The sequence below is a fragment of the Actinocorallia sp. A-T 12471 genome (assembly GCF_033875155.1).
Lineage (GTDB): Bacteria > Actinomycetota > Actinomycetes > Streptosporangiales > Streptosporangiaceae > Actinocorallia.
This window is the reverse complement of sequence record NZ_JAWZTE010000011.1, coordinates 121,263-145,243: the sequence shown is the minus strand read 5'-3', so window position 1 is coordinate 145,243 and position 23,981 is coordinate 121,263. Positions and strand designations below refer to the sequence as shown.

Annotated in this window: 24 protein-coding genes and 1 pseudogene; 17 read left to right on the top strand and 8 right to left on the bottom strand. The window is 71.3% G+C overall.

All coding sequences use genetic code 11. The annotated features are described in order from the left end of the window. The first annotated feature begins 92 nt into the window (after nt 1–92). Nucleotides 93–1,631: an AMP-binding protein gene (locus R9X44_RS26720; protein ID WP_319817044.1), complete on the top strand. Its 1,539-nt coding sequence runs from the start codon at nt 93–95 to the stop codon at nt 1,629–1,631. Nucleotides 1,632–1,637: 6 nt separating this feature from the next. Here the strand turns inward: R9X44_RS26720 and R9X44_RS26715 are convergent, their stop codons facing one another. Together R9X44_RS26715 and R9X44_RS26710 are read right to left on the bottom strand one after the other, a co-directional pair. Then, complete coding sequence (locus R9X44_RS26715) at nt 1,638–2,036, bottom strand: Zn-ribbon domain-containing OB-fold protein (RefSeq protein ID WP_319817043.1); 399 nt, start codon at nt 2,034–2,036, stop codon at nt 1,638–1,640. After that, nucleotides 2,033–3,175, bottom strand: coding sequence for a thiolase C-terminal domain-containing protein (locus R9X44_RS26710; RefSeq protein ID WP_319817042.1), 1,143 nt, complete (start codon nt 3,173–3,175; stop codon nt 2,033–2,035). The genes R9X44_RS26715 and R9X44_RS26710 overlap by 4 nt, the downstream gene beginning before the upstream one ends. 122 nt (nt 3,176–3,297) lie before the next feature. On the opposite strand from R9X44_RS26710, the gene R9X44_RS26705 reads away from it, so the two are divergent. The 5 genes from R9X44_RS26705 to R9X44_RS26685 all read left to right on the top strand — a co-directional run bounded on the left by R9X44_RS26705 (nt 3,298) and on the right by R9X44_RS26685 (nt 6,298). Further along, nucleotides 3,298–3,798: a flavin reductase family protein gene (locus R9X44_RS26705; RefSeq protein WP_319817041.1), complete on the top strand. Its 501-nt coding sequence runs from the start codon at nt 3,298–3,300 to the stop codon at nt 3,796–3,798. 3 nt (nt 3,799–3,801) lie between these two features. After that, nucleotides 3,802–4,944: an acyl-CoA dehydrogenase family protein gene (locus R9X44_RS26700; protein ID WP_319817040.1), complete on the top strand. Its 1,143-nt coding sequence runs from the start codon at nt 3,802–3,804 to the stop codon at nt 4,942–4,944. 102 nt (nt 4,945–5,046) lie between these two features. Beyond that, nucleotides 5,047–5,889, top strand: a complete 843-nt coding sequence (locus R9X44_RS26695; RefSeq protein WP_319817039.1) for a helix-turn-helix transcriptional regulator — start codon at nt 5,047–5,049, stop codon at nt 5,887–5,889. Beyond that, the gene (locus tag R9X44_RS26690; RefSeq protein WP_319817038.1) at nt 5,870–6,061 is read left to right on the top strand and encodes a DUF397 domain-containing protein; all 192 of its coding nucleotides are present in this window, start codon (nt 5,870–5,872) and stop codon (nt 6,059–6,061) included. Before R9X44_RS26695 ends, R9X44_RS26690 begins: the two co-directional genes overlap by 20 nt. 45 nt (nt 6,062–6,106) lie before the next feature. Beyond that, the gene (locus tag R9X44_RS26685; protein WP_319817037.1) at nt 6,107–6,298 is read left to right on the top strand and encodes a DUF397 domain-containing protein; all 192 of its coding nucleotides are present in this window, start codon (nt 6,107–6,109) and stop codon (nt 6,296–6,298) included. Between the two features lie 54 nt (nt 6,299–6,352). Here R9X44_RS26685 and R9X44_RS26680 read toward each other — a convergent pair whose 3' ends face one another. Beyond that, complete coding sequence (locus tag R9X44_RS26680; RefSeq protein WP_319817036.1) at nt 6,353–6,655, bottom strand: hypothetical protein; 303 nt, start codon at nt 6,653–6,655, stop codon at nt 6,353–6,355. 186 nt (nt 6,656–6,841) lie between these two features. Here R9X44_RS26680 and R9X44_RS26675 point away from each other — a divergent pair, with 186 nt between their 5' ends. Then, on the top strand, nt 6,842–7,978 hold the full coding sequence (locus tag R9X44_RS26675) for a hypothetical protein (RefSeq protein WP_319817035.1): 1,137 nt from the start codon (nt 6,842–6,844) through the stop codon (nt 7,976–7,978). Between the two features lie 45 nt (nt 7,979–8,023). Here R9X44_RS26675 and R9X44_RS26670 read toward each other — a convergent pair whose 3' ends face one another. After that, on the bottom strand, nt 8,024–8,398 hold the full coding sequence (locus tag R9X44_RS26670; protein ID WP_319817034.1) for a hypothetical protein: 375 nt from the start codon (nt 8,396–8,398) through the stop codon (nt 8,024–8,026). A gap of 182 nt (nt 8,399–8,580) precedes the next feature. On the opposite strand from R9X44_RS26670, the gene R9X44_RS26665 reads away from it, so the two are divergent. The 3 genes from R9X44_RS26665 to R9X44_RS26655 all read left to right on the top strand — a co-directional run bounded on the left by R9X44_RS26665 (nt 8,581) and on the right by R9X44_RS26655 (nt 11,640). Beyond that, nucleotides 8,581–9,252: a response regulator transcription factor gene (locus R9X44_RS26665; RefSeq protein WP_319817033.1), complete on the top strand. Its 672-nt coding sequence runs from the start codon at nt 8,581–8,583 to the stop codon at nt 9,250–9,252. A gap of 269 nt (nt 9,253–9,521) precedes the next feature. After that, nucleotides 9,522–11,228 (top strand): sensor histidine kinase, encoded by a 1,707-nt coding sequence (locus R9X44_RS26660; protein WP_319817183.1) that lies wholly within the window; start codon nt 9,522–9,524, stop codon nt 11,226–11,228. A 235-nt stretch (nt 11,229–11,463) separates the two neighbouring features. Beyond that, on the top strand, nt 11,464–11,640 hold the full coding sequence (locus R9X44_RS26655) for a hypothetical protein (protein ID WP_319817032.1): 177 nt from the start codon (nt 11,464–11,466) through the stop codon (nt 11,638–11,640). Here the strand turns inward: R9X44_RS26655 and R9X44_RS26650 are convergent. Then, a complete protein-coding gene (locus R9X44_RS26650) occupies nt 11,630–12,289 on the bottom strand; it encodes a hypothetical protein (protein WP_319817031.1) in 660 nt (219 codons plus the stop codon). The two genes, R9X44_RS26655 and R9X44_RS26650, sit on opposite strands and share 11 nt — an antisense overlap. A gap of 19 nt (nt 12,290–12,308) precedes the next feature. Here R9X44_RS26650 and R9X44_RS26645 point away from each other — a divergent pair, with 19 nt between their 5' ends. Next, nucleotides 12,309–12,842, top strand: coding sequence for an NUDIX hydrolase (locus R9X44_RS26645; protein ID WP_319817030.1), 534 nt, complete (start codon nt 12,309–12,311; stop codon nt 12,840–12,842). Between the two features lie 1,146 nt (nt 12,843–13,988). Here the strand turns inward: R9X44_RS26645 and R9X44_RS26640 are convergent. Both R9X44_RS26640 and R9X44_RS26635 read right to left on the bottom strand, forming a co-directional pair. Continuing rightward, nucleotides 13,989–14,891, bottom strand: a complete 903-nt coding sequence (locus tag R9X44_RS26640; RefSeq protein WP_319817029.1) for an SDR family oxidoreductase — start codon at nt 14,889–14,891, stop codon at nt 13,989–13,991. Next, on the bottom strand, nt 14,881–15,657 hold the full coding sequence (locus R9X44_RS26635) for an SDR family oxidoreductase (protein ID WP_319817028.1): 777 nt from the start codon (nt 15,655–15,657) through the stop codon (nt 14,881–14,883). The genes R9X44_RS26640 and R9X44_RS26635 overlap by 11 nt, the downstream gene beginning before the upstream one ends. A gap of 101 nt (nt 15,658–15,758) precedes the next feature. Here R9X44_RS26635 and R9X44_RS26630 point away from each other — a divergent pair, with 101 nt between their 5' ends. The 5 genes from R9X44_RS26630 to R9X44_RS26610 all read left to right on the top strand — a co-directional run bounded on the left by R9X44_RS26630 (nt 15,759) and on the right by R9X44_RS26610 (nt 21,842). After that, nucleotides 15,759–16,505 (top strand): enoyl-CoA hydratase family protein, encoded by a 747-nt coding sequence (locus R9X44_RS26630; RefSeq protein WP_319817027.1) that lies wholly within the window; start codon nt 15,759–15,761, stop codon nt 16,503–16,505. Beyond that, a complete protein-coding gene (locus R9X44_RS26625) occupies nt 16,505–17,356 on the top strand; it encodes a CoA transferase subunit A (RefSeq protein ID WP_319817026.1) in 852 nt (283 codons plus the stop codon). The genes R9X44_RS26630 and R9X44_RS26625 overlap by 1 nt, the downstream gene beginning before the upstream one ends. A 17-nt stretch (nt 17,357–17,373) precedes the next feature. After that, nucleotides 17,374–18,114: a CoA-transferase subunit beta gene (locus tag R9X44_RS26620; protein WP_319817025.1), complete on the top strand. Its 741-nt coding sequence runs from the start codon at nt 17,374–17,376 to the stop codon at nt 18,112–18,114. Then, entirely contained in the window at nt 18,111–19,154 is a 1,044-nt protein-coding gene (locus R9X44_RS26615; protein WP_319817024.1) for an NAD(P)H-dependent flavin oxidoreductase, read from the top strand. The genes R9X44_RS26620 and R9X44_RS26615 overlap by 4 nt, the downstream gene beginning before the upstream one ends. A gap of 222 nt (nt 19,155–19,376) precedes the next feature. Then, nucleotides 19,377–21,842: a lamin tail domain-containing protein gene (locus R9X44_RS26610; RefSeq protein ID WP_319817023.1), complete on the top strand. Its 2,466-nt coding sequence runs from the start codon at nt 19,377–19,379 to the stop codon at nt 21,840–21,842. Nucleotides 21,843–21,904: 62 nt separating this feature from the next. Here R9X44_RS26610 and R9X44_RS26605 read toward each other — a convergent pair whose 3' ends face one another. After that, a complete protein-coding gene (locus R9X44_RS26605) occupies nt 21,905–22,603 on the bottom strand; it encodes a TetR/AcrR family transcriptional regulator (RefSeq protein ID WP_319817022.1) in 699 nt (232 codons plus the stop codon). Nucleotides 22,604–22,987: 384 nt separating this feature from the next. On the opposite strand from R9X44_RS26605, the pseudogene R9X44_RS26600 reads away from it, so the two are divergent. Continuing rightward, nucleotides 22,988–23,920 (top strand): annotated as a pseudogene (locus R9X44_RS26600) (FAD-dependent monooxygenase); the annotation flags it as partial. Nucleotides 23,921–23,981: the final 61 nt, after the last annotated feature.

The window sequence follows — 23,981 nt, the reverse complement described above, 5'->3', positions numbered from 1 at the left end:
GGGCCCCCGGAATCCCGGGGGTCCCGCCCGTCCCCCGGCCGGGTCCTCCTGGCGGGCTCCCGGCCGCCCCCCGCGAGCCCGAGGAGCTGACGATGGAAGTGGAGCCGGTACCGGACTGGGGCACGATCCCGCGCATGCTGCGCGACCGCGCGCGCACGCACGGCGCGGTGGAGGTCGTGTCCGCCGACGACGTGACGCTGACGCTGGCGGAACTGAAAGACAGGGCCGCGCAGGTGGCCCGAGGGCTCATCGCCCTGGGCGTCGAACCCGGAGACCGCGTAGCGATCTGGGCGCCTAACACCCCCGATTGGGTCGTCACCTGTTACGGCCTGTGGGACGCCGGAGCGGCCGTCGCGCCTCTGTCGACGCGCTTTCGCGGCATCGAGGCCGCCGAGGTGCTGCGCAAGACGGGGGCCAAGGCGCTGTTCGTCGCCGAGGGGTTCATGGACACCTCCTACCTGGCGATGCTCGAAGGCCACGACCTGCCCGACCTCAAAGCCGTCGTCCCGTACGGCGGCCCGGAGTGGGCGGAGTTCTTGGCGCGCGGTGAAGACGTCTCCTTGGAGGCCGCCGAGGAGCGCGCCCTTTCCGTCAAGCCTGACGGGCTCGCGGAGATCATGGCCACCTCCGGGACCACGGGCACGCCCAAGGGCGTCATGCTCCAGCACTGGCAGCTCCTGCGCGGGTACTGGGACTGGTCGGGGCTGGTGAGCGTCCGCGAGGGCGACAGGTACCCGATCATCGCCCCCTTCTCGCACGGCTTCGGCATCAACGCGGGCCTGCTCGCGTGCGTGCTGCGCGCGGCGACGATGATGCCGATCCCGCTGTTCCAGCCCGACCGGCTGCTCGACCTCATCGAGACCCGGCGCGTCAGCGTCATCGCGGGCGCACCGGCGATGTTCTTCAAGCTGCTCGACGAGCTGCCCGGCCGCGACGTCTCCTCGCTGCGGGTGGCGATCTGCGGGGCCGCCGCGGTGCCGCCCGAGCTGATCCGGCGGATGCTCGCCGAGGCCGGCGTGGAGCGGATGATCAACGCCTACGGCCTCATGGAGGGGACCGTGGTGTCGATGACGCGGCCCGGCGACCCGATCGAGGTCATCGCCGGGACCACCGGCCGCGCGGTCCCCGGCGTCTCGCTGCGGATCGTGGACGACGAGGGCAAGGACCTGCCCTCGGGTGAGCGCGGCGAGATCCTCGTCGGCGGCTACGGCGTCATGCCGGGCTACTGGCAGGACCCCGAGCGCACCGCCGAGGCGGTCGACGCCGAAGGCTGGCTGCACACCGGCGACATCGGCACCCTCGACGAGCACGGCAACCTCGCGATCGTGGACCGCAAGAAGGAGATGTTCATCGCCAACGGCTTCAACGGCTACCCGGCCGAGATCGAGGCCCTGCTTCTGCGCTGCCCCGGCGTGTCCCAGGTGGCCGTCGTGGGGATTCCCGACGCGGCGATGGGCGAGGCGGCGTGCGCGTTCGTCATCGGGAGCGCGTCGCCGGAGGACGTCAGGGCGTGGGCGAAGGACAACATGTCGAACTACAAGGTGCCCCGACGGGTCGTGCCCGTCGAGGCGCTTCCGTTGAACGTCAACGGGAAGGTGGACAAGCTCGCGTTGCGGGCCTCGGTCTCCTGAGCCGTACTACTCGGCAGGGGTCCACTGGACAAGGCCGTCGATGAGGACCGCGCGTAGGCGGAGGCCGGGGACGAGCGTCGCAGGGTCGGCGGCGTTCCCGGCCTCGTCTACGAGGTTGCCGTACATGAGGATGTCTTCGCCCTCGTCCAGGCGGACGCACACGACGGCGTACGGCACGGGAAGGTTCGGCATGAACCTCTGGTGGTTGACGATCCAGCTGTACACCGCGCCCGTACCGCGCGCCGGTATCCAGTCGCTGTCACGCGAGCGGCACCTGTTGCACAGGGCGCGCGCGGGGAAGCGCGGCACGCCGCACGCGGTGCAGCGCTGGAGCAGCAGTTCCCCCCGGTCCACCGCCTCCCACCAGGGCGCGGAGTCGCGGTCCGGGTCAAGCCGTGCGGTCATCGCTCGCCTCGCAGGATCAGGGCCGACGTTCCGGCAAGCACGTAGCCGGGTTGCGCGGTCGACAGCGCGACCTGCGCGCCCTCGACCTGCCGGTCGCCCGCCGTCCCGCGCAGCTGTGCGACGGCCTCGGCGACATGGTTGATGCCGTGTACGTACCCCTCCGACAGGAACCCTCCGTGGGTGTTCACCGCGGGCCCCTCCCCCGACTCGACGTACGGGCCGCCCTCTCCCTTGGCGCAGAACCCGTAGTCCTCGAGTTGCACCAGGACGGAGTAGGTGAAGCAGTCGTACAGCTCCGCTACGTCGATGTCCCCTGGACCCACTCCGGCCATCGCGTACAGGCGGGGAGCCATACGGGCCGCCTCGGTGACCGTGAAGTCGGTGGGTACGCCGGAGAAGAAGGAGTCGCCGCCTCCCCAGGCCGCCCCGGAGATGAGGACGGTCGGCTGGGCGAGGTCGCGGGCGCGTTCCGCCGACGTGATGACGACCGCGCAGGCGCCGTCGGTCTCCAGGCAGCAGTCGAGCAGCCGGAACGGCTCGGCTATCCAGCGGGAGGCGAGGTAGTCGTCAAGCGTGATGGGGTCGCGCTTGAGCGCGCGCGCGTTCTTCACCGCGTAGGCGCGTTGGCGTACGGCGATCGCGCCGAGCTGTTCGTGCGTGGTGCCGTACGCGTTCATGTGCGCGCGCGCGTACATGGCGAACTGCTGCGGCGGAGCGAAGTAGCCGTACGGGGCCTGGTACTGGGAGTCGAAGATGGGGGCCGCTCCCCTGCCCGTCCCGCCCATCCGGAACTCGCTGCGCGCGTTGATGGCCCGGTAGACGACGACGGTACGGGCCACCCCGGAGGCGACCGCCATCGCGGCCTGCCCTATGACGGAGTGCGAGACGCTGCCTCCGCCGAACTGGTCGAGGTACCAGGAGACGTTCGTCAGGCCGAGCGCGGGGGCGACGACCCAGGGCGGGGTGGAGTCGCCGACGCGGTGGGTGGCCAGGCCGTCGACGTCGTCGAGGGTGAGGCCGGCGTCGTCGAGTGCGGTGAGGATCGCGTCCATGGCGAGGGTCAGCGTGGAGACCCCTGAGTTCTTGCTGAACGGGGTGTATCCCACGCCGACCAGGGCTGTCTTGTCGCGGAAGGTCACACCCCAGAGGTTAACCGAGCAAGCGCTTGGCTGGCTAGTTGACAGTCGGGTACGGCGGCTTCTACATTCGTAAGCAAGCAAGCGCTTGGCTAATACTCCTACCGACCGGAGGGCAGCGCCCGATGACCACCGCATCCGTGAGCGATCTCAACGGCCGTCGGCTCCGGGACGTCCTCGGGCACTTCGCCACGGGCGTCGTCGCCATCACCGCGATCGACCCGGCGAGCGGCAGGCCCACCGGCCTTGCGGCCAACTCCTTCACGTCGGTCTCGCTCGACCCGCCGCTCGTCGCGTTCTGCGTCGCGCACACGAGTTCGACCTGGCCGCTGCTGCGCCGCGCCGACCGGATGTGCATCAACGTCCTCAGCGAGCCGCAGACGGCAGTGTGCCGCCAGCTCGCGGTCAAGGGCGGCGACAAGTTCGCCGGGGTCTCCTGGGGCGCCTCACCGCAGGGCACGCCGGTTCTGGACGGCGCGCTGGCCTGGCTCGAGGTGTCGGTGGAGGCCGAGCACCGCGCGGGCGACCACGACATCGTCGTCGCGCGCGTGCACCATCTCGACGTCCACCACGACGGCGAACCGCTGGTCTTCTACCAGGGCCGCTACGGCCGCTTCGAGGGCTGAGCGTTGAGCGAGGCGTTCCGCGCCGAGGTGCGCGACTTCCTCACCGCCGGCCTTGACGGCGACTTCCGCGACGCGCGCGGCCTCGGCGGCCCGGGACGCGAGCACGAGGGCTTCGACATCAGGCTCGCCTGGGAGAAGCACCTGGGCGCGCACGGATGGACCTGCCTCGGCTGGCCCAAGGAGTACGGCGGCCGTGACGCGACCCTCGCCGAACAGGTCGTCTTCTTCGAGGAGTACGCCCGCGCCCACGCCCCGCACAGGCTGGGCCACATAGGCGAGGGCCTGATAGGCCCGACCATCATCGACTACGGAACCGAGGAACAGCGCGCGCGCTTCCTGCCGCCGATAGTGCGCGGTGATGAGCTGTGGTGCCAGGGGTACTCGGAGCCGGACGCCGGGTCCGACCTCGCCAACGTGCAGACGAAGGCGGTCCTCGAAGGCGGCTCATGGGTCGTCACCGGGCAGAAGGTGTGGACGTCGCTCGCGCACGTCGCCGACTGGTGCTTCGTGGTCTGCCGTACCGAGCCCGGCTCACAGCGCCACAAGGGCCTGTCGTATCTGCTCGTCCCCATGCGGCAGGACGGGATCGAGGTACGTCCGATCATCCAGCCGACCGGCACGAGCGAGTTCAACGAGGTCTTCTTCGACGGCGCGCGCACCGACGCCGCCCACATCGTCGGCGCGCCCGGCGAGGGCTGGCGCGTCGCCATGGCGACCCTCGGCTACGAGCGCGGCGCGTCGACCCTCGGCCAGCAGATCGGCTTCCGCCGCGAGTTCGACGCCGTCGTCGCCGTCGCCCGCGCCCACGGCACCCTCCCCGAGCTCCGCGACAGACTCGTCCGCTCCTGGACCGAGCTCGAACTCATGCGCCTCAACGCCCTCCGCACCATGCGCTCTCTAGGCGCGGGCGAACCGGGCCCCGAGGTCGCCGTGGCCAAACTCTTCTGGTCCGAATGGCACAGGAGGCTGGGCGAGATCGCCCTCGACGCAGCGGGCCCCTCCGGCCTCCTCGCCGACGCCGCCCCCTACGACCTCTCCGAACTCCAGCGCATCGGCCTCTTCAGCCGCGCCGACACCATCTACGCCGGCTCAAGCGAGATCCAACGCAACATCATCGCCGAGCGGACGCTGGGGCTTCCCAAATAGTCGTGGTGGCGATTCGGATTTCCACCCCTAAACCCGGGACCTCGCAATACGCTCGGTTTCGAACGGACGGTCACCGACCGAACACCACAGAGGGGTGGTGGTATGTCGCAGATTTTCCAGATTCCCGAGGAATCGCCGGTACCCGAGGCTCAGCACAACCTGCATTCCCACTTCGCGGACACGTTGCGGGTGCTGCGTCAGCTCAAGGGCGTGACGCAACTCGACGTGGCCCGGGGGATCTTCGTTGCGCGGGAGACGTACACCGGATGGGAGAACCAGCGGGCGCTGCCCGACAACGACAACTGTGAGTCGCTCGACGGGTTCTTCGGCACCGGCGAGTACGTCCTGAACCTTCGGGAGCAGTGCCGACGGGAACACGTCGCGAGCTGGTTCGAGGCGTTCTCCGAGTACGAAGCCAAGTGCCGGGAGCTCCGTAGCTACGTGCCCTTCTACATCCCGGGTGCGTTGCAGACCGAGGGCTACATCCGCGCGATCTCCGGGGCACCGGTAGACGAGGAGCGCTTGGCCATGAGGCTCGCGAGAAAGGACAAACTGCTCAGACCAGAGAATCCCGCGCACTTCTTCGCGGTTATCGACGAGGCCGCGCTCATCCGAACGTGGCGACGGCCCGCCGCCATCCGGGAACAGCTCGCTTCTCTTCTTGAGATGGGAGCCCTCCCGAACGTCCACATCCAGGTCACTCGCCTGGACGTCCCCGCGCACGCCGGTGGTGCCGGTGCGCTGACCATCGCCACGATGCCGGATCGCAGCCGCGCCGGCTGGGTCGAGGCCCAGTTCGGCGGACGGCTAATCCAGGACCACAACGAGATCTGCGACCTGGCCCTGGTGTTTGATGAGATCAGGGGAGTCGCCCTTTCCGAGGAGGCTTCCCTGGCTTACATCGAACAGATCATGGAGATGATGCATGGCGATCGAGTGGCGTAAGAGCAGCTACAGCGGCGGAAACCTCGACAGCGAGTGTGTCGAGCTCTCCACGAACACCCCGGACGCCACGCTCGTCCAGGACTCCAAGAACCCCGGCGTGTACCTGACGCTGTCAGCGGGCGAGCTCGCCTCGTTCGTCAACCGCGTCAGATCAGGCAACCTCGACCGCTGACCCCGATCCCGGAAGCAGTTTCCACCTCGCAGATGGAGATGATGCATGACGATCAACTGGCGTAAGAGCAGGCGCAGCCAGGACGACCTCAACAGCAACTGCGTCGAGCTTTCCACGAACACCCCGGACGCCACCCTGGTTCAGGACTCCAAGAACCCCGGCGTGTACCTGACGCTGTCAGCCGGCGAGCTCGCCTCGTTCGTCAACCGCGTCAGGTCAGGCAACCTCGACCACTGACCCCCGATCTCGGAAGCGGTGTTCCACCTTGTGTGTGGAACACCGCCTGATCGTCTACTGGCCCTGGTCGGCCGAGAGCACCTGGGCGACCCTTTCCGCGGCGGCGGGCACGTCGCTCGCCTGCGCGATGCGCTCGGCCCACGACCACCAGAACCACCAGCCGTCCGCGCCCTGCTCCGCAAGGATGTTCTCCGTCAGAGCCGAGGCGGCCGGGTTCATCACGTGCAGGCTCGGCTGGGTGCCCAACGGCACAGTCAGCCTCACCCGCAGCCCACGCCCGACGAGTTCGTCGCCGAGCTTCTCCAGATATGCGATCCGCGTCTGCGTCGACGCGGACGTCCCCGTGGTGTCAGGCATTCCCGTTGCTCACTTTCCACACAGATTCGCGTGGCCCGACTCCGCACACGATTCCGCCGTCGGCGCGAACCCGCAAGCGCCATCGCCGCATCTAGTTCACGGACCCCCCTAAGGAACTAGGACGGGCTGCCGAACGGCCGTCCCCGATATAGGTTCTTCACGGCGATACAGACGAAGGGCAAGGCGATGGCGACCGACCCGTACGAGACCAGGAGCGACACCCCCCTCCCCCGCCAGGGCACTCCCACCCCGGAGCCCGCGGAACCCGACAAAACGGTCCCCGCTCCCCTTCCCGCTCCCCCGGCGTCAGACGAGTCCCCGGCGCCCGAGACCTCCTTCGACGTCCAGGTCTCCCCGCCCGCCAACGACCCGCCCCCCGCCACGTCCTTCGACGTCCCCGTAGCGGGCTCCCCCAAGCCCCCCCAAGGCTCCTCCCAGCCTCCGGCCCAGCCCGGCCAGTTCGTCCTCCCCCCGGACTCCCCCTACGCCCAGCCCGCAGGCTCCTACGGCTCCCAGCCCCCCGCCCCCCAGGGCCAGTCCCTCTACGAGACCCGCCAGGACCCGCCCCAGCAGGGCGCACAGCAATCCGTGCAGCAGTTCCCCCTGCCCCCGCAGCAGGGCTACCCTCCGCAAGGCCACCACCCCCAGGGCGCGCAGCCTCCAGGCCCGGCACAGCACCCGCAAGGCCCGCCGCCACAGCAGCCCCCCGGCCAGCAGCCCTACCAGGCCCAGTACGCGCCGCAGGGCCAGCAGCCGTATCCCCAGCAGCCTTATCCGCAGCAGTACGGGGTGCCACAGCAGCAGGGCGTACAGGAGCCCCAAGCCAAGCCGGTGCCTCCGTCCTGGCACCGCCAGCACTACGCGATCGGCCTGTTCCTCATCGTCTTCGGCATCATCAACCTCGCCCTGGGCTTCCTCGGCTTCGCCGACCGCGAGAAGGAGATCGCCGAGTACCTCTCCGACGGCATCGCGGCCCCCGTCCTCATCGCCGTCAAGGTCGCGCAGGCGGTGCTGCTCGGCGTCGCGGTCATGGCGGTCGTCCGCAGGCGCAGCGTCCTGTTCCTGCCCGCCCTCCTCGCCTGGACGGGCGGCTTCGCCGTCCTCACCGTCCTCGACCTGGTCTCCGGCACCTTCACCACCCTCATAGAACACCTCATCTACACCGCCGCCTTCGCCGCAGCCCTCTTCCTCTCCTACGCCCTCAGCGTCAAAGCAGGCACCACCGCCACCACCGCCACCCCCAACCCCGCCACCCCCACCCCCCAAAGCCTCTCCCGCACCCAAGAATTCGCCCTGAACACCCTCAACCGCCTCCACCGCTAACCCCCCGCCCGCACACGCCCCCGCGCGCGTGCGGGCAGGCGGGGGTCAGGCGGGGAGTGGGGGGCGGGACAGGGCCAGGACGACGGTGACCACGGTCAGCAGGATGCCGGTCGCGGCGATGACCACGAGGACCGCGGGGACGCCGGACACGAAGAAGGCGGGCAGCGCCGTCAGCGCCGAGAGCACCCGCGACGCCGCCATCACGCGGATGCTGAGGCGGCTCCCGGTCCGCCACGCGTGCACGACGGCCACGAGCGTGACGACGCCGAGGACGGCGCAGGTGATGAGAATCCCTTGCGGGGGCGCCTGGTCGCCGGCGTCGTCGGGGACGGTGAAGACGCCGATCGCGTCGCCGAACCCGAGGAACGCCCCGAGGCCGAGCCCGATCTTGTTCTTGACGCCGAGGGGAACGCGCTCCATGACGTGACTCCTTCTGCTCCGGAGGGCCGACGGCGTCCGGTGACGCCGCCGTCGCCAAGAAGCGTCCGTCGCACGCCGTTCCCCGCGCCCGGGTGGATGTTCCCGACATTCCGGGAGAATCACCCGGGCTCTCCGGGAGGATTCCCCCTGAAATCCCGGCGCTGTTCCCGCATCATCGGAGCATGGGTCCTCTGCGCGTCCTCATCGTCGACGACCACCCCGTGGTGCGGCGCGGCATGGGCGCGCTGCTCGGGTCGTTCGAGGGCGTCACCGTCGTCGCCGAGGCCGCGACGGGCGCGCAGGCACTGCGCGAGGCGCACCTGACCCGTCCCGACGTCGTCGTCATGGACCTGGCGATGCCCGAGCTCGACGGCGTCGAGGCCACTCGCCGCCTCCTCGCGCTGCTCCCCGACACCGCGGTCCTCGTCGTGACCATGTTCGAGGACGACGACACACTCGTCTCCGCGATCCGCGCCGGAGCCCGCGGCTACCTCCTCAAAGGCGCCGACCAGGACGAGATCCTCGCCGCGCTCCGCTCGGTCGCGGCGGGCCACCTCGTGGTCGGCCCGGGCGTCGCCGCCCGCCTCGTCGGCAGACTCGACGCCCCCGCCCCACCCCCCGCCTTCCCGGGCCTCACCCCCCGCGAACACGACATCCTCGCCCGCCTCGCCCGCGGCCTCGGCAACGCCGCGATAGCCGCCGACCTCGGCCTAGCCCCCAAAACCATCGCCAACCACATCTCCACCCTCCTCACCAAACTGGGCGTGACCACCCGCGCCGAAGCCACAGCCCTGGCCCGCCAAGCCGGCCTATCCCCCCACCCCACAACAAGCTCTCAACCCAAAGAATCCTAGAACCAAGAGACACAGAGCAGAGAGGCTTGGAGTTGAAAGGCTTTGGGATGAGAGATTTGGGGTTGAGGGACTTGGGGGTGAGGGTTTTGGGGGCGAAGGTTGAGGGGTGGGAGGTTTGGGGGTGGGGGGTTCTGGCGGGGGTTGGGGTTGCGGGGGCTGTGGGTGGAGTTTGGGAGGGGTGGGGGGCGTTCGGCGAGGTTTGGGGGGTTGTGGTGGCTGTGGTGTTGGGCGGGGGGTGCGCGGTCTCGGGGTGCGTGGTGTTGGGGCGGGTGCCTGGCGACCCGGCTGGGCGGCTGCTGGCCGCGGCGGGGGCGGGGCTGCCCTGGGCGGGCGTGGTGACGGTGTGGGCGGGGCGGCCGTGGGGGGAGGCGCTGCTCTACGCGGTGGGCGGGACGCTGATACCGGCGGCGCTGCTGCGGGTCGTGCGGCCCAGGCCGTCGCCGGGGGTGTTGCGGGCGGCGGACGCAGCTGTGGCGTGCTGTGCCCTGCTCTGCGCGGTGGGGACGGCGGCCGGGTGGCCGTGGGTCGTGGGAACCGCGGCCGTCGCGGGCCTCGGCGTCCTGGTGTGCGCGGGGTGGCTGCTGTACGAGGTCACCTCCGGGGACGACAGGCGGCGGGTGCTGTGGGTGGTGCTCGGCGCGGCGGCGGCGATCCCGCCCGCGCTGGTCTTCCAGGCGTCGGCCGACACGCTGCCGCTCGGCGAGGCCGCCGTCGGCGGGGTGTTCGCGTCGCTCGTGCTCGTCCTTCCGCTCGCGGCGGCGGTCTCGCTCGTCTCGCCCCGGGCCTTCGACATCCGCGCCGTCATGCACGCCGCCTGCGTGCACGGCGTCATGCTGCTGCTGACGGTCGCGGTCTATCTGGGCGGCGAGGCGCTGGCGACGATGCTGCGCGGCGGCCCGCCCACCCAGGGCACAAGGCTCCTCCTCGTGGCGGCCGTCGCGCTCGGCTACGAACCCGTGCGCCGCAGGCTCGGCGCGACCATGGACGAGCTGCTGTTCGGCGGGAGCGCCGACCCGGTCTCCACGATGACGCTGCTCGGCTCGGACCTCGCGGACGGGTCGGAGCCCGCGCGCTGGCTGCACACCCTGCGCGAGGCCCTGGGTGTGCCCGGCGTGGCGCTGCGCGTAGGCGACGGGGTCGTCGCGATGTCCGGCGAGGTCGGGTCCGAGGCCGTCGCGACGCCGCTGCGGGTGGGCGCGGGACATGTCGGCGAGCTCGTCGTCATGCCCCCGGCCGAGCGGCTCGGCCTGCCCGCGCCGACCGCCGCGATCGTCGCGCTGGTCGCCGCGCCGCTGGCGCAGGCGCTGCACGCGATGCGGCTCAGCGAGGAGCTGCGGGCCTCGCGCGGCAGGGTGGTGGCCGCGCTCGAGGAGGAGCGCCGCCGCACCCGCAGGGACCTGCACGACGGCCTCGGCCCCACCCTCACCGGCATCGCCTACGCCGCCGACGCCGCCGCGAACCTCGTCGCCGCCGACCCGGCCCGCGCGCTGGAGACGCTGCGCCAGTTGCGCGCCGACGCCGGCGACGCGATCGCCGAGGTGCGCAGGATCGTCTACGGCCTGCGCCCGAAGGCCCTCGACGAGCTCGGACTCACCGGCGCGATCCGCCAACGCGTCTCGGGCCTGCACACCGCCTCCGGCGTCCCCCTTGACGTCGCCGTAACGGCCCCCGAAAGGTTCCCGCCTCTACCGGCCGCCGTAGAAGTCGTCGCCTACCGCGTCGCCGTAGAGGCCCTGACGAACGTCGCACGCCACGCCCCCTCCCCCACCGCCTCCCTGACCCTCGCCCTAGACGACGGCCACCTGCACATCACGGTCACCGACCCCGGCTCCGCCCCCGCCCCCTGGACCCCCGGCGTCGGCCTCACCGCCATGCGCGAACGCATCGAGCACATAGGCGGAACCCTCTCCCTCCACCCCTCCCCCTCCCACATCCACGCCCGCCTCCCCCTCCACCTCCCCCACGCCCCCACCTAACCCCCATTCCCAACCCCACCCAAACCACCCCGACACCCCCGCGTCAGAAAGCAGCACGCCGCCGCGCACACGTCGCCCCGTCAGAAGGCGGCACAGCGCCAGGCAGAAGTCGCCGCGTAAGAAGGCGGCGCGGCGCAGGGCATACGCCACCGCGTCGGGAGGCCGCGCAGCACAAGGCGGCCGACGTGACCCGTCAGCAGGCGACGCGACGCGGGGGCGGCCAACATCCCCCGTCATGAGCAGCACGACGCTGAGCAGACGACGTGACGCCAGGAGGCGACGCGACGCCGAGGCGGCCGACGCCACCCCGTCAGAAGGCGACGTGACGTCAGGAGGCGGCGCGACGCCGAGGCGGCCGACGTCGCTCCGTCGGGAGGCGGCGCGGCAGGGGCGGCGGGGCGTCAGGGGGTGAGGAGCCAGGTGACGGCGGTCATGGTGCCGGGGGCGACCTCGGTGTAGCCGGCGTCGCGGATGTGGACCGTGGCGCGGGCGACCGCTTCGGGCCAGGGGAAGGCAAGGAGGTGGACGGGGGCGCCTGCGGTCAGCCAGGCGGCGCGGTCGCCGGGTGGGAGGGTGCGGTAGAGCAGGTGGGCGGCGTGGCCGGATTGGGCGGCGGCCTTGCCGGTGCTCATCTTCGCGTCCGGGTTGTGGACCAGCACGGCGTACGGCTCGGCCGGGGGTTCGGTCTCGGCGTGCGCGAGGTCGGTGCCCGCGATCTGGAGCTTGGCGATCGCGGGAGGCACCTCGGTCACCGGCCCCGGCGGGAACGCGCGGACCTCAGCCCCGCCGCGCGCGACGGTCACCCCGGGCAGCGCCGCCAGATCGCGCCAACGCGCCCCTCTGGCCCGCCGGGTGACCTTGCGGATGCGGCCCTCCTCCCAGCGTGCGACGGCGTCAGCGAAGCGCTCGTCGGCGAGCAGGTGCACCACGGCCGACGCGGCGGCCTCGCAGACCGCCTCGTGGGAGGGAGGGTCGAGTTTCTCCGCCCGGATCGCGAGTTGCATGGCCCAGGGCGGCTCGCCTTCCGGGTCGTCGTGCACGACGGGCGGATGGTCGCTCATCCCCCGAGATTAGGGCAGGATGAGGCGCGTGCGGACAGAGAGTTCACGTGAGATCTACCGGAACGCCTGGATGAGCCTGCGCGAGGACCACATCACCCACCCCGACGGCTCCCCCGGCCTGTACGCGGTCGTAGACAAGCCCGCGTGCGTGTGCGTCATCGCGGTCGACGGCGACTCCTTCCACCTCATCGAGCAGTTCCGCTACCCGCTCGGGCGGCGCTCGTGGGAGTTCGTGCAGGGCACCTGGCCGCACGAGGGCCCTCCCGGCGAGGAGCTCGCGCGCGCCGAACTCGCCGAGGAGACCGGCCTGCGCGCCGACACGCTGCGCCACCTTGGCCGGATCTCCGTCGCCGCGGGCCTGACCAGCCAGGAGTGCGACGTGTTCGTCGCCGGCGGCCTCACCCAGGGCCCGCACGCGCGCGAGAGCACCGAGCAGGAGATGCAGCACGCGGTCTTCACCCGCGCCGAGCTCGACAAGATGCTCCGCGACGGCGTCATCGCCGACGGCATCACCCTCGCCGCCTACGCGCTCTATCTCCTGCACACCCCCTGAATCCCGCGCCTTGTGCCGGAGTGAGGCACCCGATTTCTGGGGAGGATTCGGGGTTTCCGCGTCATAGAACCGCCGCCCGTGGGTAGATGAGGCGGTGACGGGGGGGCGAGCGCAGCGGGAGGCGGCGTGGCCGGAGAGATTCCCGGGACGGGGACGTTCTTCGTCGGGATCGACGTGCAGCCGGGCCGCTACCGGTGCGCCGAGGGCAAGGGCGGCTGGTGGGTGGTGTTCGGCGGGCCGTCCGGCGACGAGCCCACGGGCGCGTGGCCGCTGGAGCCGGGCCCGGCCGAGGTGGAGATCTCGCACGACGACTTCGCTTTCGAAACCCGCGTGCCGTCGACCTGGACCATGGTGTCGCCCGCGTCGCCCGACCGGGCCGAGCGGCAGCGGCCGCGGCCGGTCGCCGATCCCGAGCTGCGCGGCGAGCTGGACGCGGCGGTGGCGCGGCGCGGTCCCGTCGCCCGGTCCGCGCCTTTTGTGCTGGCCACGCTCGGGTTCCTCGTGTGCTTCCTGTTCCAGGACGAACAGTGGCTGCTCGGCCTGCCGCTGATCGCGCTGGCGTTCGGCGCGCGCAGGCTGCTCGACGAGGTGCGGCGGGACGGCGCACTGCGCGCCAGGGGCGACAAGTACCTCACCGAAGACGATTTCGACACCGAGGCGGCCGCGCTGCTGGTGCGCGCGCAGCGGGCCGCCGACATCGTCAAGGGGTCGCTCGTGGTGCGCGAGGGCCTGCTGGAGGAGCTGGACCCCGCGCTCGAGCTGCCGCGTCAGGAGTGGGAGATCGCGCAGGTCCTGGCCCGCCAGACCAGGCTGCGCCGCGACGCCGACGCGCTCGCCACGGTCTCCGGCACCGCCGAGGTCGCCGCGGTGAACGCGGCCCTCGCCCCACAACAGGCCAAACTCGACATCTCGGTCTCGGCGGTGACGCGCAGGGTCGAGGCGCTCGAGCGGTACGCGGCGCGCACCCGCGAGGCCGACGCCGCCCTGCGCGCCTGCCGCCGCCTGGAAGACCTCGGCGCGCACGCCCGTGAGTACGACGACCTCGTCGCCGACGCCGTGCGCGACGACCTCGCCCTGCCGACGATCGAAAGGCTCACCGCGCAGAGCGACGAGCTCCTGCGCACCCTGCGCGAGCGCCTCGAGGAGTCAGCCGGCGCCGTAGACGGGCTCGGGGGCTTCGGCCTCGTCGAGCAGCCCGTCGACGGCCGCGCCGACCTCGGCGGGCGCCCAGCGGGCCCCGCGGTCGAGGCGGGGGCCGTGCCGCCACCCCTCGGCGACGCCGATGACGCCGCCCTCGACCTCGAAGACCCGCCCGGTGACGTGCGCTGACGCGGCGCTGCCCAGCCACACCACGAGCGGCGAGACGTTGCCGGGGTGCATGGCGTCGAAGCCGGAGTCGGGTTTGGCCATCATGTCGACGAACACGTCCTCGGTCATGCGGGTGCGCGCGGCCGGGGCTATGGCGTTGACGGTGACGCCGTAACGGGCGAGTTCTGAGGCGGCTATCAGGGTGAGGGTGGCGATGCCGCCCTTGGCCGCGCCGTAGTTGCCCTGTCCTACCGAGCCGAGGAGGCCCGCGCCGGAGGAGGTGTTGATGACGCGCGCATCCGGCTGCCTGCCTGCCTTGGCCTCCTCGCGCCAGTAGGCGGCGGCGTGCCTCAGCGGGGCGAAGTGGCCCTTCAGGTGGACGCGGACGACGTCGTCCCACTCGGTCTCGCTCATCGACACGAGCATCCTGTCGCGGACAAAACCGGCGTTGTTCACCAGGACGTCGAGGCGGCCGAAGGTCTCAAGCGCGGTCCTGACGAGCCCGGCCGCGCCGTCCCAGCTGGCGATGTCGTCGCCGTTGGCGACCGCCTCGCCGCCGAGGTCCTTGATCTCGGCGACGACCGACTCGGCGACGTCGCTGGTGCGTCCGTCGCCGTCAAGGGCGGTGCCGAGGTCGTTGACGACGACCTTCGCGCCCTGCCGCGCGAACTCCAGGGCGTGTTCGCGGCCGATCCCGCGTCCGGCCCCGGTGACGATGACGACCCGGCCTTCACAGAGCATTGGGCGCTCCTCCTGTCTGGTTGCGTTGCACGAGGTACTGCCAGGCGGCCTGTTCGCCGCCGCCGTCGAGCGTCAGGGTGCTTCCGGTGACGTGCGGGGCGGACGCGAGGTAGAGGCAGGCCGCGGCGACGTCGTCGGGGCCTGCGAGGCGTCCTGCGGGCACGGTCTCCCGGATGGCGCGCAGCGTCTCTTCCCCGCCGTAGTGCTCGGCCTGGTCGTCGCCGCTCTCGGCGAGCCCTACGACGACGGTGTTGACGCGCACCTTCGGGGCCCACTCGGCGGCCAGACACGCGGCCAGGTGGTGCAGCCCCGCTTTGGCGGCCCCGTACGCGGCGGTACCGGGCGACGGCCTTGTCCCGCTCACGCTGCCGACCATGACGATCGCGCCTTCGTCCATCAGGGGGTAGGCCGCCCGGGCGACGTACAAGGGTCCGAGCAGGTTGAGTTCGATGACGCGTTGCAGAAGGCGGGGAGGCGCCTCCGCAACGGGTGCGTAGGGTCCGCCTCCGGCGTTGTTCACGACGACGTCCAGGCGGCCGTACTCGGCGCGGATGTCGTCCATGAGCCTTGCGACGTCTTCCGGGTCGCGTACGTCGCACGGAAGGAAGTGGCCCGGGGCGTCCCCGGTGTCCTTGCGGGCGCAGACGACGACGCGGGCCCCGGCGGCGGCGAAGGCCCGCGCGACGCCCGCGCCGAGGCCCCGCGTACCGCCGGTGACCAGCGCGACCCTGCCGGTGTAGTCGTGGACAAGCGTGCCGACGCTCAACTGACCCTCCTCGTTCGCCGCGTGCTACCGTACCAAGCAAGCGTTAGGTGAAAACAGTGCCCCGCCCCCGGTGAGTCGGGCCGTACGCAGAGGGATGTGCATTGGGGATCACGCATGGGACGCCCGCGCCCGGGGTGGCCGAGGTCGTCATGGACGCGCCGCCGGTGAACGCGCTGACCGTCAAGGGCTGGTTCGAACTGGCCGACGCGATCACCGCGGCCGGACGGGACCCGCAGATACGCGCGGTCATCCTGCGCGCCGAAGGCCGCGGCTTCAACGCGGGCGTGGACATCAAGGAGATGCAGCGCACCGAGGGATTCGAGGCGCTGCTCGGCGCGAACCGCGGGTGTTACGCGGCGTTCGCGGCGGTCTACGACTGCGAGGTCCCGGTCATCGCCGCGGTCCACGGGTTCTGCCTGGGCGGCGGCATCGGCCTCGTCGGCAACGCCGACGTGATCGTCGCGGCCGAGGACGCCACGTTCGGGCTGCCCGAGGTCAACCAGGGCGCGCTGGGCGCTGCCACGCACCTGGCGAGGCTCGTGCCGCAGCACCTGATGCGCGCGATGGTCTACACCGCGCGCACCGCGACGGCCGCGCAGCTGCACGCGTTCGGCTCGGTGCACACCGTCGTGCCGCGCGAGCGGCTGCGCGAGGCCGCGCTCGAGGTCGCCGGGCAGATCGCCGAGAAGGACCCGCTGGTGATCCGGCGGGCCAAGGAGTCGCTGAACGGCATCGACCCGGTGGACGTCAAGCGGTCCTACCGGTTCGAGCAGGGCTTCACGTTCGAACTCAACCTCGCGGGCGCGGGCGACGCGCACCGCGACGCCTTCGTCTCCCGGGAGCGCTGATGGGACGGCAGATGACGGTCGAGGAGATCGTCGGGTCGGTGGAGAGCGGCATGACGCTCGGGATCGGCGGCTGGGGCTCGCGCCGTAAGCCGATGGCGCTCGTGCGCGCGCTGTGCAACTCGCCTGTGCGGGACCTCACGGTGATCTCCTATGGCGGCGCGGACGTCGGTCTCCTTTGCGCGGCCGGGAAGGTGCGCAAGCTCGTCGCGCCCTTCGTGACGCTGGATTCGATCGCCCTCGAGCCGCACTTCCGGCAGGCGAGGCAGAACGGGACCATCGAGTTCGAGGAGTACGACGAGGGCATGTTCATGTTCGGCCTCTACGCGGCCGCGCACGGGCTCCCCTTCCTGCCCACCCAGGCGGGCCTCGGCTCCGACGTACTGGCGACCAACCCTCGCCTGAAGACGGTGGCCGACCCCTACGGCGGCGAAGAACTCATCGCCGTCCCCGCGCTAAGGATGGACGTCTCCTTCGTCCACCTCCAGCGGGCCGACTCCCGGGGCAACGCCCTGTACCTCGGCGGCGACCCCTACTTCGACGACCTGTACGCCAAGGCAGCCGACCGCGCGTACGTGTCCTGCGAGAAGCTCGTGGACACCGCCGACCTGCTGAAGGAGGGGCCGGTCCAGGCCCTGCTCGTCAGCAGGGCGCAGGTCACGGGCGTGGTGGAGACCCCGAACGGGTCGCACTTCACCACCGGCGACGACGACCGCCGCGACGAGGCGTTCCAGCGCCACTACGTCGAGGCCGCGGCCTCCCCCGAGGCGTGGGCGGCGTTCCGCGCCCGCTTCCTCGACGGCGACGAGGCCGCCTACCAGGCCGCCGTCCGCGCCTGGCGCGAAGAGCAGTGAGCGGAGAGGAGAGGGCGATGGGCGAGACCCTGACGGCCACACGGGCCGAGGTGTGCGCGGCGGCGTGCGCCGACATGTTCCGGGGCGACGGCGAGATCGTCGCCGCCGCGGTCGCGGGCATGACCCCCGCGCTCGGCGCGCGGCTCGCGCGCGCCACGTTCGAACCCGGCCTGCTCACCACCGACGGCGGCCCCTACCTGACGGCCGAGCCTGTGCCGCTCGGCGCGCCGGCGGGCGACGTCGAAGGCTGGCTGCCGTTCCGCGAGCACCTGTGGCTCGTGTTGAACGGGCGGCGGCACGTGTGGCTCGGCCCGTCGCAGATCGACCCGTTCGGCAACTGCAACATCAGCCACATCGGCCCCGCCGACCGGCCGAAGTCCCAGCTCCTCGGCTCGCGCGGCGCACCGGGCAACACCCGGCTGAACCCGACGAGCTTCTGGATTCCGCGCCACTCCACCCGGGTTTTCGTGGAGAAGGTGGACTATGTCTCGGGTGTCGGCAACGACCGGGGCGCGTTCCAGCTGCGCGGGGTCGTCACCAACCTCGCGGTCCTCGACTTCGCGACGGCCGAGGGCAGGATGCGGCTGCGTTCGGTCCACCCGGGCGTCACCGTCGACGACGTCGTCGCCGCGACCGGGTTCGCGCTTGAGCTCCCCGCCGACGTGCCCGAGACCCGCACCCCGACCGCGGAGGAACTCCGCATCATGCGCGAGGTGCTCGACCCCAAGGGCATCCGTGAGCGGGAGGTGCGGGCGTGAAGACCGCGCTGACGGAGCTCACCGGCATCCGGTACCCCATCGTCCAGACCGGCATGGGGTACGTCGCGGGAGCGCGCTTGGCGGCGGCCACCTCCGCCGCCGGAGGGCTCGGCATCATCGCCGCCTCAACGCTCACCCTCGAGGAGACCGCGAAGGCGATCCGCGCGGTCAAGGAGCGCACCGACGCGCCCTTCGGCGTGAACATCCGCTCCGACGCCGACGACGCGGCCGAGCGCGTCAAGCTGATGATCTCCGAGGGGGTGCGGGTCGCCTCGTTCGCCCTCGCGCCCTCCCAGGCGCTCATCGGGACGCTGAAGGACGCGGGCGTGGTGGTGATGCCCTCCATCGGGGCGCGCAGGCACGCGGAGAAGGTGGCGGCCTGGGGCGCGGACGCGGTCATCGTGCAGGGCGGCGAGGGCGGCGGCCACACCGGGCCGGTCCCTACGACGGTTCTCCTTCCCGACGTCGTGGACGCCGTGGACATCCCCGTCATCGCGGCCGGAGGGTTCTTCGACGGACGCGGCCTGGTAGCCGCGCTGTCGTACGGCGCGGCGGGGGTGGCGATGGGTACGCGGTTCCTGCTGACCTCCGACTCCCCGGTCGGCCAGGACGTCAAAGACGTCTACCTGGGTAAGGGCGTGCGCGACACCGTCGTCACGACGCGGGTGGACGGGATGCCGCACCGGGTCCTCACCTCCGACCTCGTCACGCGGCTCGAATCAGCGGGGCCGGTTACCGGCCTCGTACGCGCGGTCGCCAACGCCGCGCGTTTCAAGCGCCTTTCCGGCCTTTCCTGGGCGGCGATGCTGCGCGAGGGAAAACGCATGAAACACGGCAGGGAACTGACGTGGGCGCAGGTCCTCATGGCGGCCAACACGCCGATGCTGCTGAAGGCCGCGATGGTCGACGGCCGCGCGGACCTCGGCGTGATGGCGTCCGGGCAGGTGGTCGGGCTCATCGACGACCTGCCGTCCTGCGCTGAGCTCATCGACCGGGTGATGAAGGAGGCCGAGGACGTCCTCGGCAGGCTGCCCCGCTGAATCCGTCACGGGTGCCCGGAGAAGGACTTTTGAACTTCCGGGCACCCGCCGGTGAATTCCCTGAATTCTCGGACATGAGACGCCGGTCGTTGTGGAAACCTCCTAAGGAGAGATCACCTGCGTCCCGGTATCTAGGGTGAATCGCCACTGTTCCCAACCTTTGGGGCGAAGCATTCTTGCGCTGGAGATCTCCCCCGCCTCCGATGCCCCCAAGGAGATTCCGTGGCAACCCCTCACGCGACGTCCACCCGGACGTCACGTCTTGCCTGGCTGCTCGCCGCCGCGAGCCTGCCCGTCGCCCTTGCCGTCGCGCCGCCCGCGCACGCCGCGTCGGCCGACCTCGTCATCGCCGAGGTCTACGGCGGCGGCGGCAACTCGGGCGCGATCCTGAAGAGCGACTTCATCGAACTCGCCAACGCAGGGACCGCGCCGTTCGATCTCACCGGATACAGCCTCCAGTACGCGCCCGCCAACCCCGGCGCGAGCACCACGTGGCAGGTCACCCGTCTGACGGGCTCCGTCGCGCCCGGCAAGCGCTTCCTGGTCAAGCAGGCCGACGGCACCTCGACGACGTCCGTGCCGCTCCCCTCGCCCGATCTCACCGGCACGATCGCGCTCGCGGCCGGCGCGGGCACCGTCGCGCTCGTCGCGGGCACCGCGCCGCTCACCTGCAAGACCGCCGCCGACTGCGCGGCCGACGGCTCCATCAAGGACCTCGTCGGCTACGGCGCGGCAGTCATACGTGAAACGTCCCCCACCGGGGCGCTCGGCGCGAACGCGTCCGCCGCGCGCGGCCCGTCCCTCGCCGACACCGACGACAACAGCGCCGACCTGCGCGTCCAGCTGCCCAACCCGACGAACGCGGCGGGCGAGACCTACCAGGTGACCCCCAACGGCGGCACCCCGCCCACCGAGCCCGGTGACCAGCGCATCCGCGACGTCCAGGGCAAGGGCAGGATCTCGCCCTACGACGGCAAGCGGGTCGAGGGCGTCCCCGGCGTGGTCACCGCGGCCGCCGCCGACGGGTTCTGGATCCAGGACACCGCGCCCGACCGCGACGACGCCACAAGCGAGGGCATCTACGTCTACACCGGCGCGTTCCCGCCCGGCGTCCTTCCCGGCGACTCCGTCCTGGTGTCGGGGACGGTCAAGGAGTACTGGCCCACCACCGACGCCAACCAGACCCTCACCGAGCTGACCGACCCGGCCTCCACCGTGCTGTCGGAGGGCAACCCGCTGCCCAAGCCCGTGCCGGTCGCGCTGCCCGAGCGTTACACCGTCAACGGATATCTCGACAACCTCGCGCTGAAGCCCTCCAAGACCGCGCTCGACTGGCTTGAGGCGCGCGAAGGCATGCTGGTGTCCGTCGCGGACGTCAGGGTGGTCGGCGCGACCGCGTACGGCGAGATCTGGGTGCAGACCAAGCCCAAGCAGAACCCGAGCGAGCGCGGCGGCACCGTCTACGCCGGGTATGACAAGCAGAACAGCGGACGCATCCAGCTGCACGCACTGGGCACCGCGCCGAAGGTCGACGTCGGCGACACGCTCAAGGGCGTGTCCTCGGGGCCGCTGCACTACCAGAACTACGGCGGCTACTCGATCCACACGACGGTGTTCGGCACCGAGAAGGACGGCGGCATCAAGCGCCAGGTCGTCGCGCCGCTCCCGGCCAACAGCAAGGCCGTCGGTATCGCGACCTACAACGTGGAGAACCTGTCCGCGCGTGACGCCGCGAGCAAGTTCGAGCAGCTCGCCGAGGGCATCGTGCACAACCTCGGCTCGCCCGACATCGTCGCCCTTGAGGAGATCCAGGACAACACGGGCACCCTGAACGGCGTCGAGGACCCGACCGTCGCGGCCGACCAGACCCTCGCGAAGTTCACCGCGGCGATCCAGGCGGCGGGCGGCCCGGCCTACGAGTGGCGGCAGATCGACCCCGTCGCGCACTCCGACGGCGGCGCGCCCGGCGGCAACATCCGCCAGGTGTTCCTGTTCAACCCGGCGCGCGGCGTCACGTTCGTCGACCGGCCCGGCGGCGACGCGACCACGCCGGTGAAGGTCGTGACGACCAAGACCGGCAAGGGCGGCAAGGACGTCAACGTGTCCCTGTCGGTCTCGCCCGGCAGGATCGACCCGGCCAGCACCGCGTGGAACGCCAGCCGTAAGCCGCTCGTCGGCGAGTTCACGTTCCAGGGCAGGCAGCTGTTCGTCATAGCCAACCACTTCAACAGCAAGGGCGGAGACCAGCCGCTGCACGGCCGCAACCAGCCGCCGGTACGGATCACCGAGGCGCAGCGGCTCCAGCAGGCCGCGCTGGTCAACGCGTTCGTCGACGACCTGTCCAAGGCGAGCAAGAACAAGGCCGAGGTCGTCGTGCTCGGCGACATCAACGACTTCGAGTTCTCGCAGGTCATGGACGTCCTCACCGGCAAGGGAAAGGCGCTCAAGCCGCTCATCGAGACGCTGCGGCCCGACCAGCGTTACAGCTACATCTACGACGGCAACTCCCAGGCGCTCGACCACATCCTGCTGAGCCCGTCGATCCGGAACTTCGGCTACGGCATCGTGCACATCAACGTGGAGTTCGCCGACAAGGCGAGCGACCACGACCCGCAGCTCGTCAGGCTCCTTGAGCCGGGCAAGCCCGGTAAGCCGGGCAACTCCGGCCTGCCTTACCTGGTGAAGTAACCCCTCTACAAAGCCCGGAGAGCGAGCGCGCTTGAAGCGCGTTGCTCTCCGGGCTTTTCGCTTCAGCTGTCCGGTGAGGAGCCGATGAGGGCTTCCACGCCGGTGAGGATGCAGGAGAGGCCGAAGTCGAGCGCCCTGTCCTGGCCCTCCGGGGACGCCAGGGCCGCGGTGAGGGCCGGGTAGCGTTCGGCGCGCTCGGCGAGCAGTGCGCCGATCGTGGCGGCCATGTGGCGCTCCACGGCGCTCTCGGGGACCGCCGCGCCCTGCTGGGCGACCATGCGGACGTGGCCGGTGAGCGTGGCGGCGACGTCGAGGATCTGCGGACCCGTCAGGCCGGTGCCGGTGAGCGCGGCGGTGGCCCGCTCCATCCAGTCGAGCTCGTTGGGCCCGATCGGGCGCGAGCCCACGGTCGCCTCCAGCGTCCACGGGTGCGCGGAGAACCTGGCGAACATGTGCCGCGCCCAGGCGTCAAGCCCGGCCCGCCAGCCGCCCGACGGGAGCTGCGGCGGCACGCCCAGAGCGTGGTCGGTCATCAATGCGACGAGCTCGTCCTTGCCGGGAACGTACCGGTACAGGGCCATTTTGGTGACGCCGAGGCTTTCGGCGACCCGCTGCATGGTCACCGCGGCGAGCCCTCCGGCGTCGGCGAGCTCGATGCCCGCGGCGGTGATCGCCTCGAGCCGCAGGGTGGGCCTCGGCCCGCGGGTCGGCGGAACCGGCCGCCCCCACAGCAGTTCGATCGCCGTCGATCGCGCGGTCATCACTGTCCTCCTCGCACCGGACTCGCACCGGACTCGTGTCGAGCTTCCCACCGAAGTCGCCGCACACCCGCATCGACCCCGCACACACCCCGGCGCACACCGGCTCACACCTCAACTCGCACCCGGCTCGCACCCGGCCCGCACCTCAACTCGCACCCGGCTCACGCCCCGGCTCGCACCCGGCCCGCACCTCAACTCGCACCCGGCTCACGCCCCGGCTCGCACCCGGCCCGCACCTCAACTCGCACCCGGCTCAGACGCCGGATCGCGGCCCGGATCGTGCCTCGGTTCGACTCTGGGTCGGGGTGGGGTTGCGCGGGGCAGAAACTGTGTCTAGAGTAAACAGTGTCCGACAGACACAGTTTCTGAGAAGGGAAAACGATCATGCGTACCTCCGAACTTCGCGGGTTGCGGGTGCTGATCTCCGGCGCGAGCGTCGCCGGGCCCGCCGCCGCTTACTGGCTCGATCATTACGGCTGCGCCGTCACCGTCGTGGAGCGCGCGCCCGGCGTCCGGCCGGGCGGCCAGGCGATCGACGTGCGCGGTCCCGCGCTCGACGTCGCCGAGCGGATGGGCATCCTCGAAACGCTGCGCGCCAGGGCCGTCGGCATGCGCGGCATGTCCGTGGTCGACGGCGACGGAACCGAGCTGTACCGCAGCGAGGAGCGGACCGTCAGCGGCGGGGAGCTCGCCAGTCCCGACATCGAGATCCTGCGCGACGACCTCGCCCTGGCGATCGTCGAGGCGGGCGGCACCGGCGTCGAGTACCTCTTCGGCGATTCGATCGCCGCGCTGGAACAGGACGAAGACGAGGTCCGGGTGACCTTCGAAAGCGGGCTGCGGCGCACCTTCGACCTTGTGGTCGGCGCGGACGGGCTGCACTCGAACGTGCGCCGCCTGGTGTTCGGCCCCACCGAGCGGTACCTGCGGCCGCTCGGCACCTGTATGGCGGTGTGCACCGTGCCGAACTTCCTCGGCCTCGACCACTGGCAGGTCATGCACCAGATGCCGGGCGGCGGCATGCGCGGCGCGATGGTGATGAGCGCCCGCGACAACACCGAGGCCCGCGTCTACTTCATGTTCGACCCCGACGATTCCTTCACCTACGACCACCGCGACGTGCCGGCCCAGAAGGAACTCGTGGCCCGCGCCCTGGCCGGGGACAGCTGGCACATGCCGCGGCTGCTCGAGCTGATGCGGGAGTCCCCGGACTTCCACTTCGACTCGGCCGCCCAGATCCGCCTCGACGCCTGGTCGCGCGGAAGGGTCGTCCTGCTGGGCGACGCCGCCTACTGCGGCTCACCGCTGTCCGGCCAGGGCACCACCATGGCCATGGTCGGGGCCTATGTCCTGGCCAGGGAGCTGAGCGCGGCCGGGG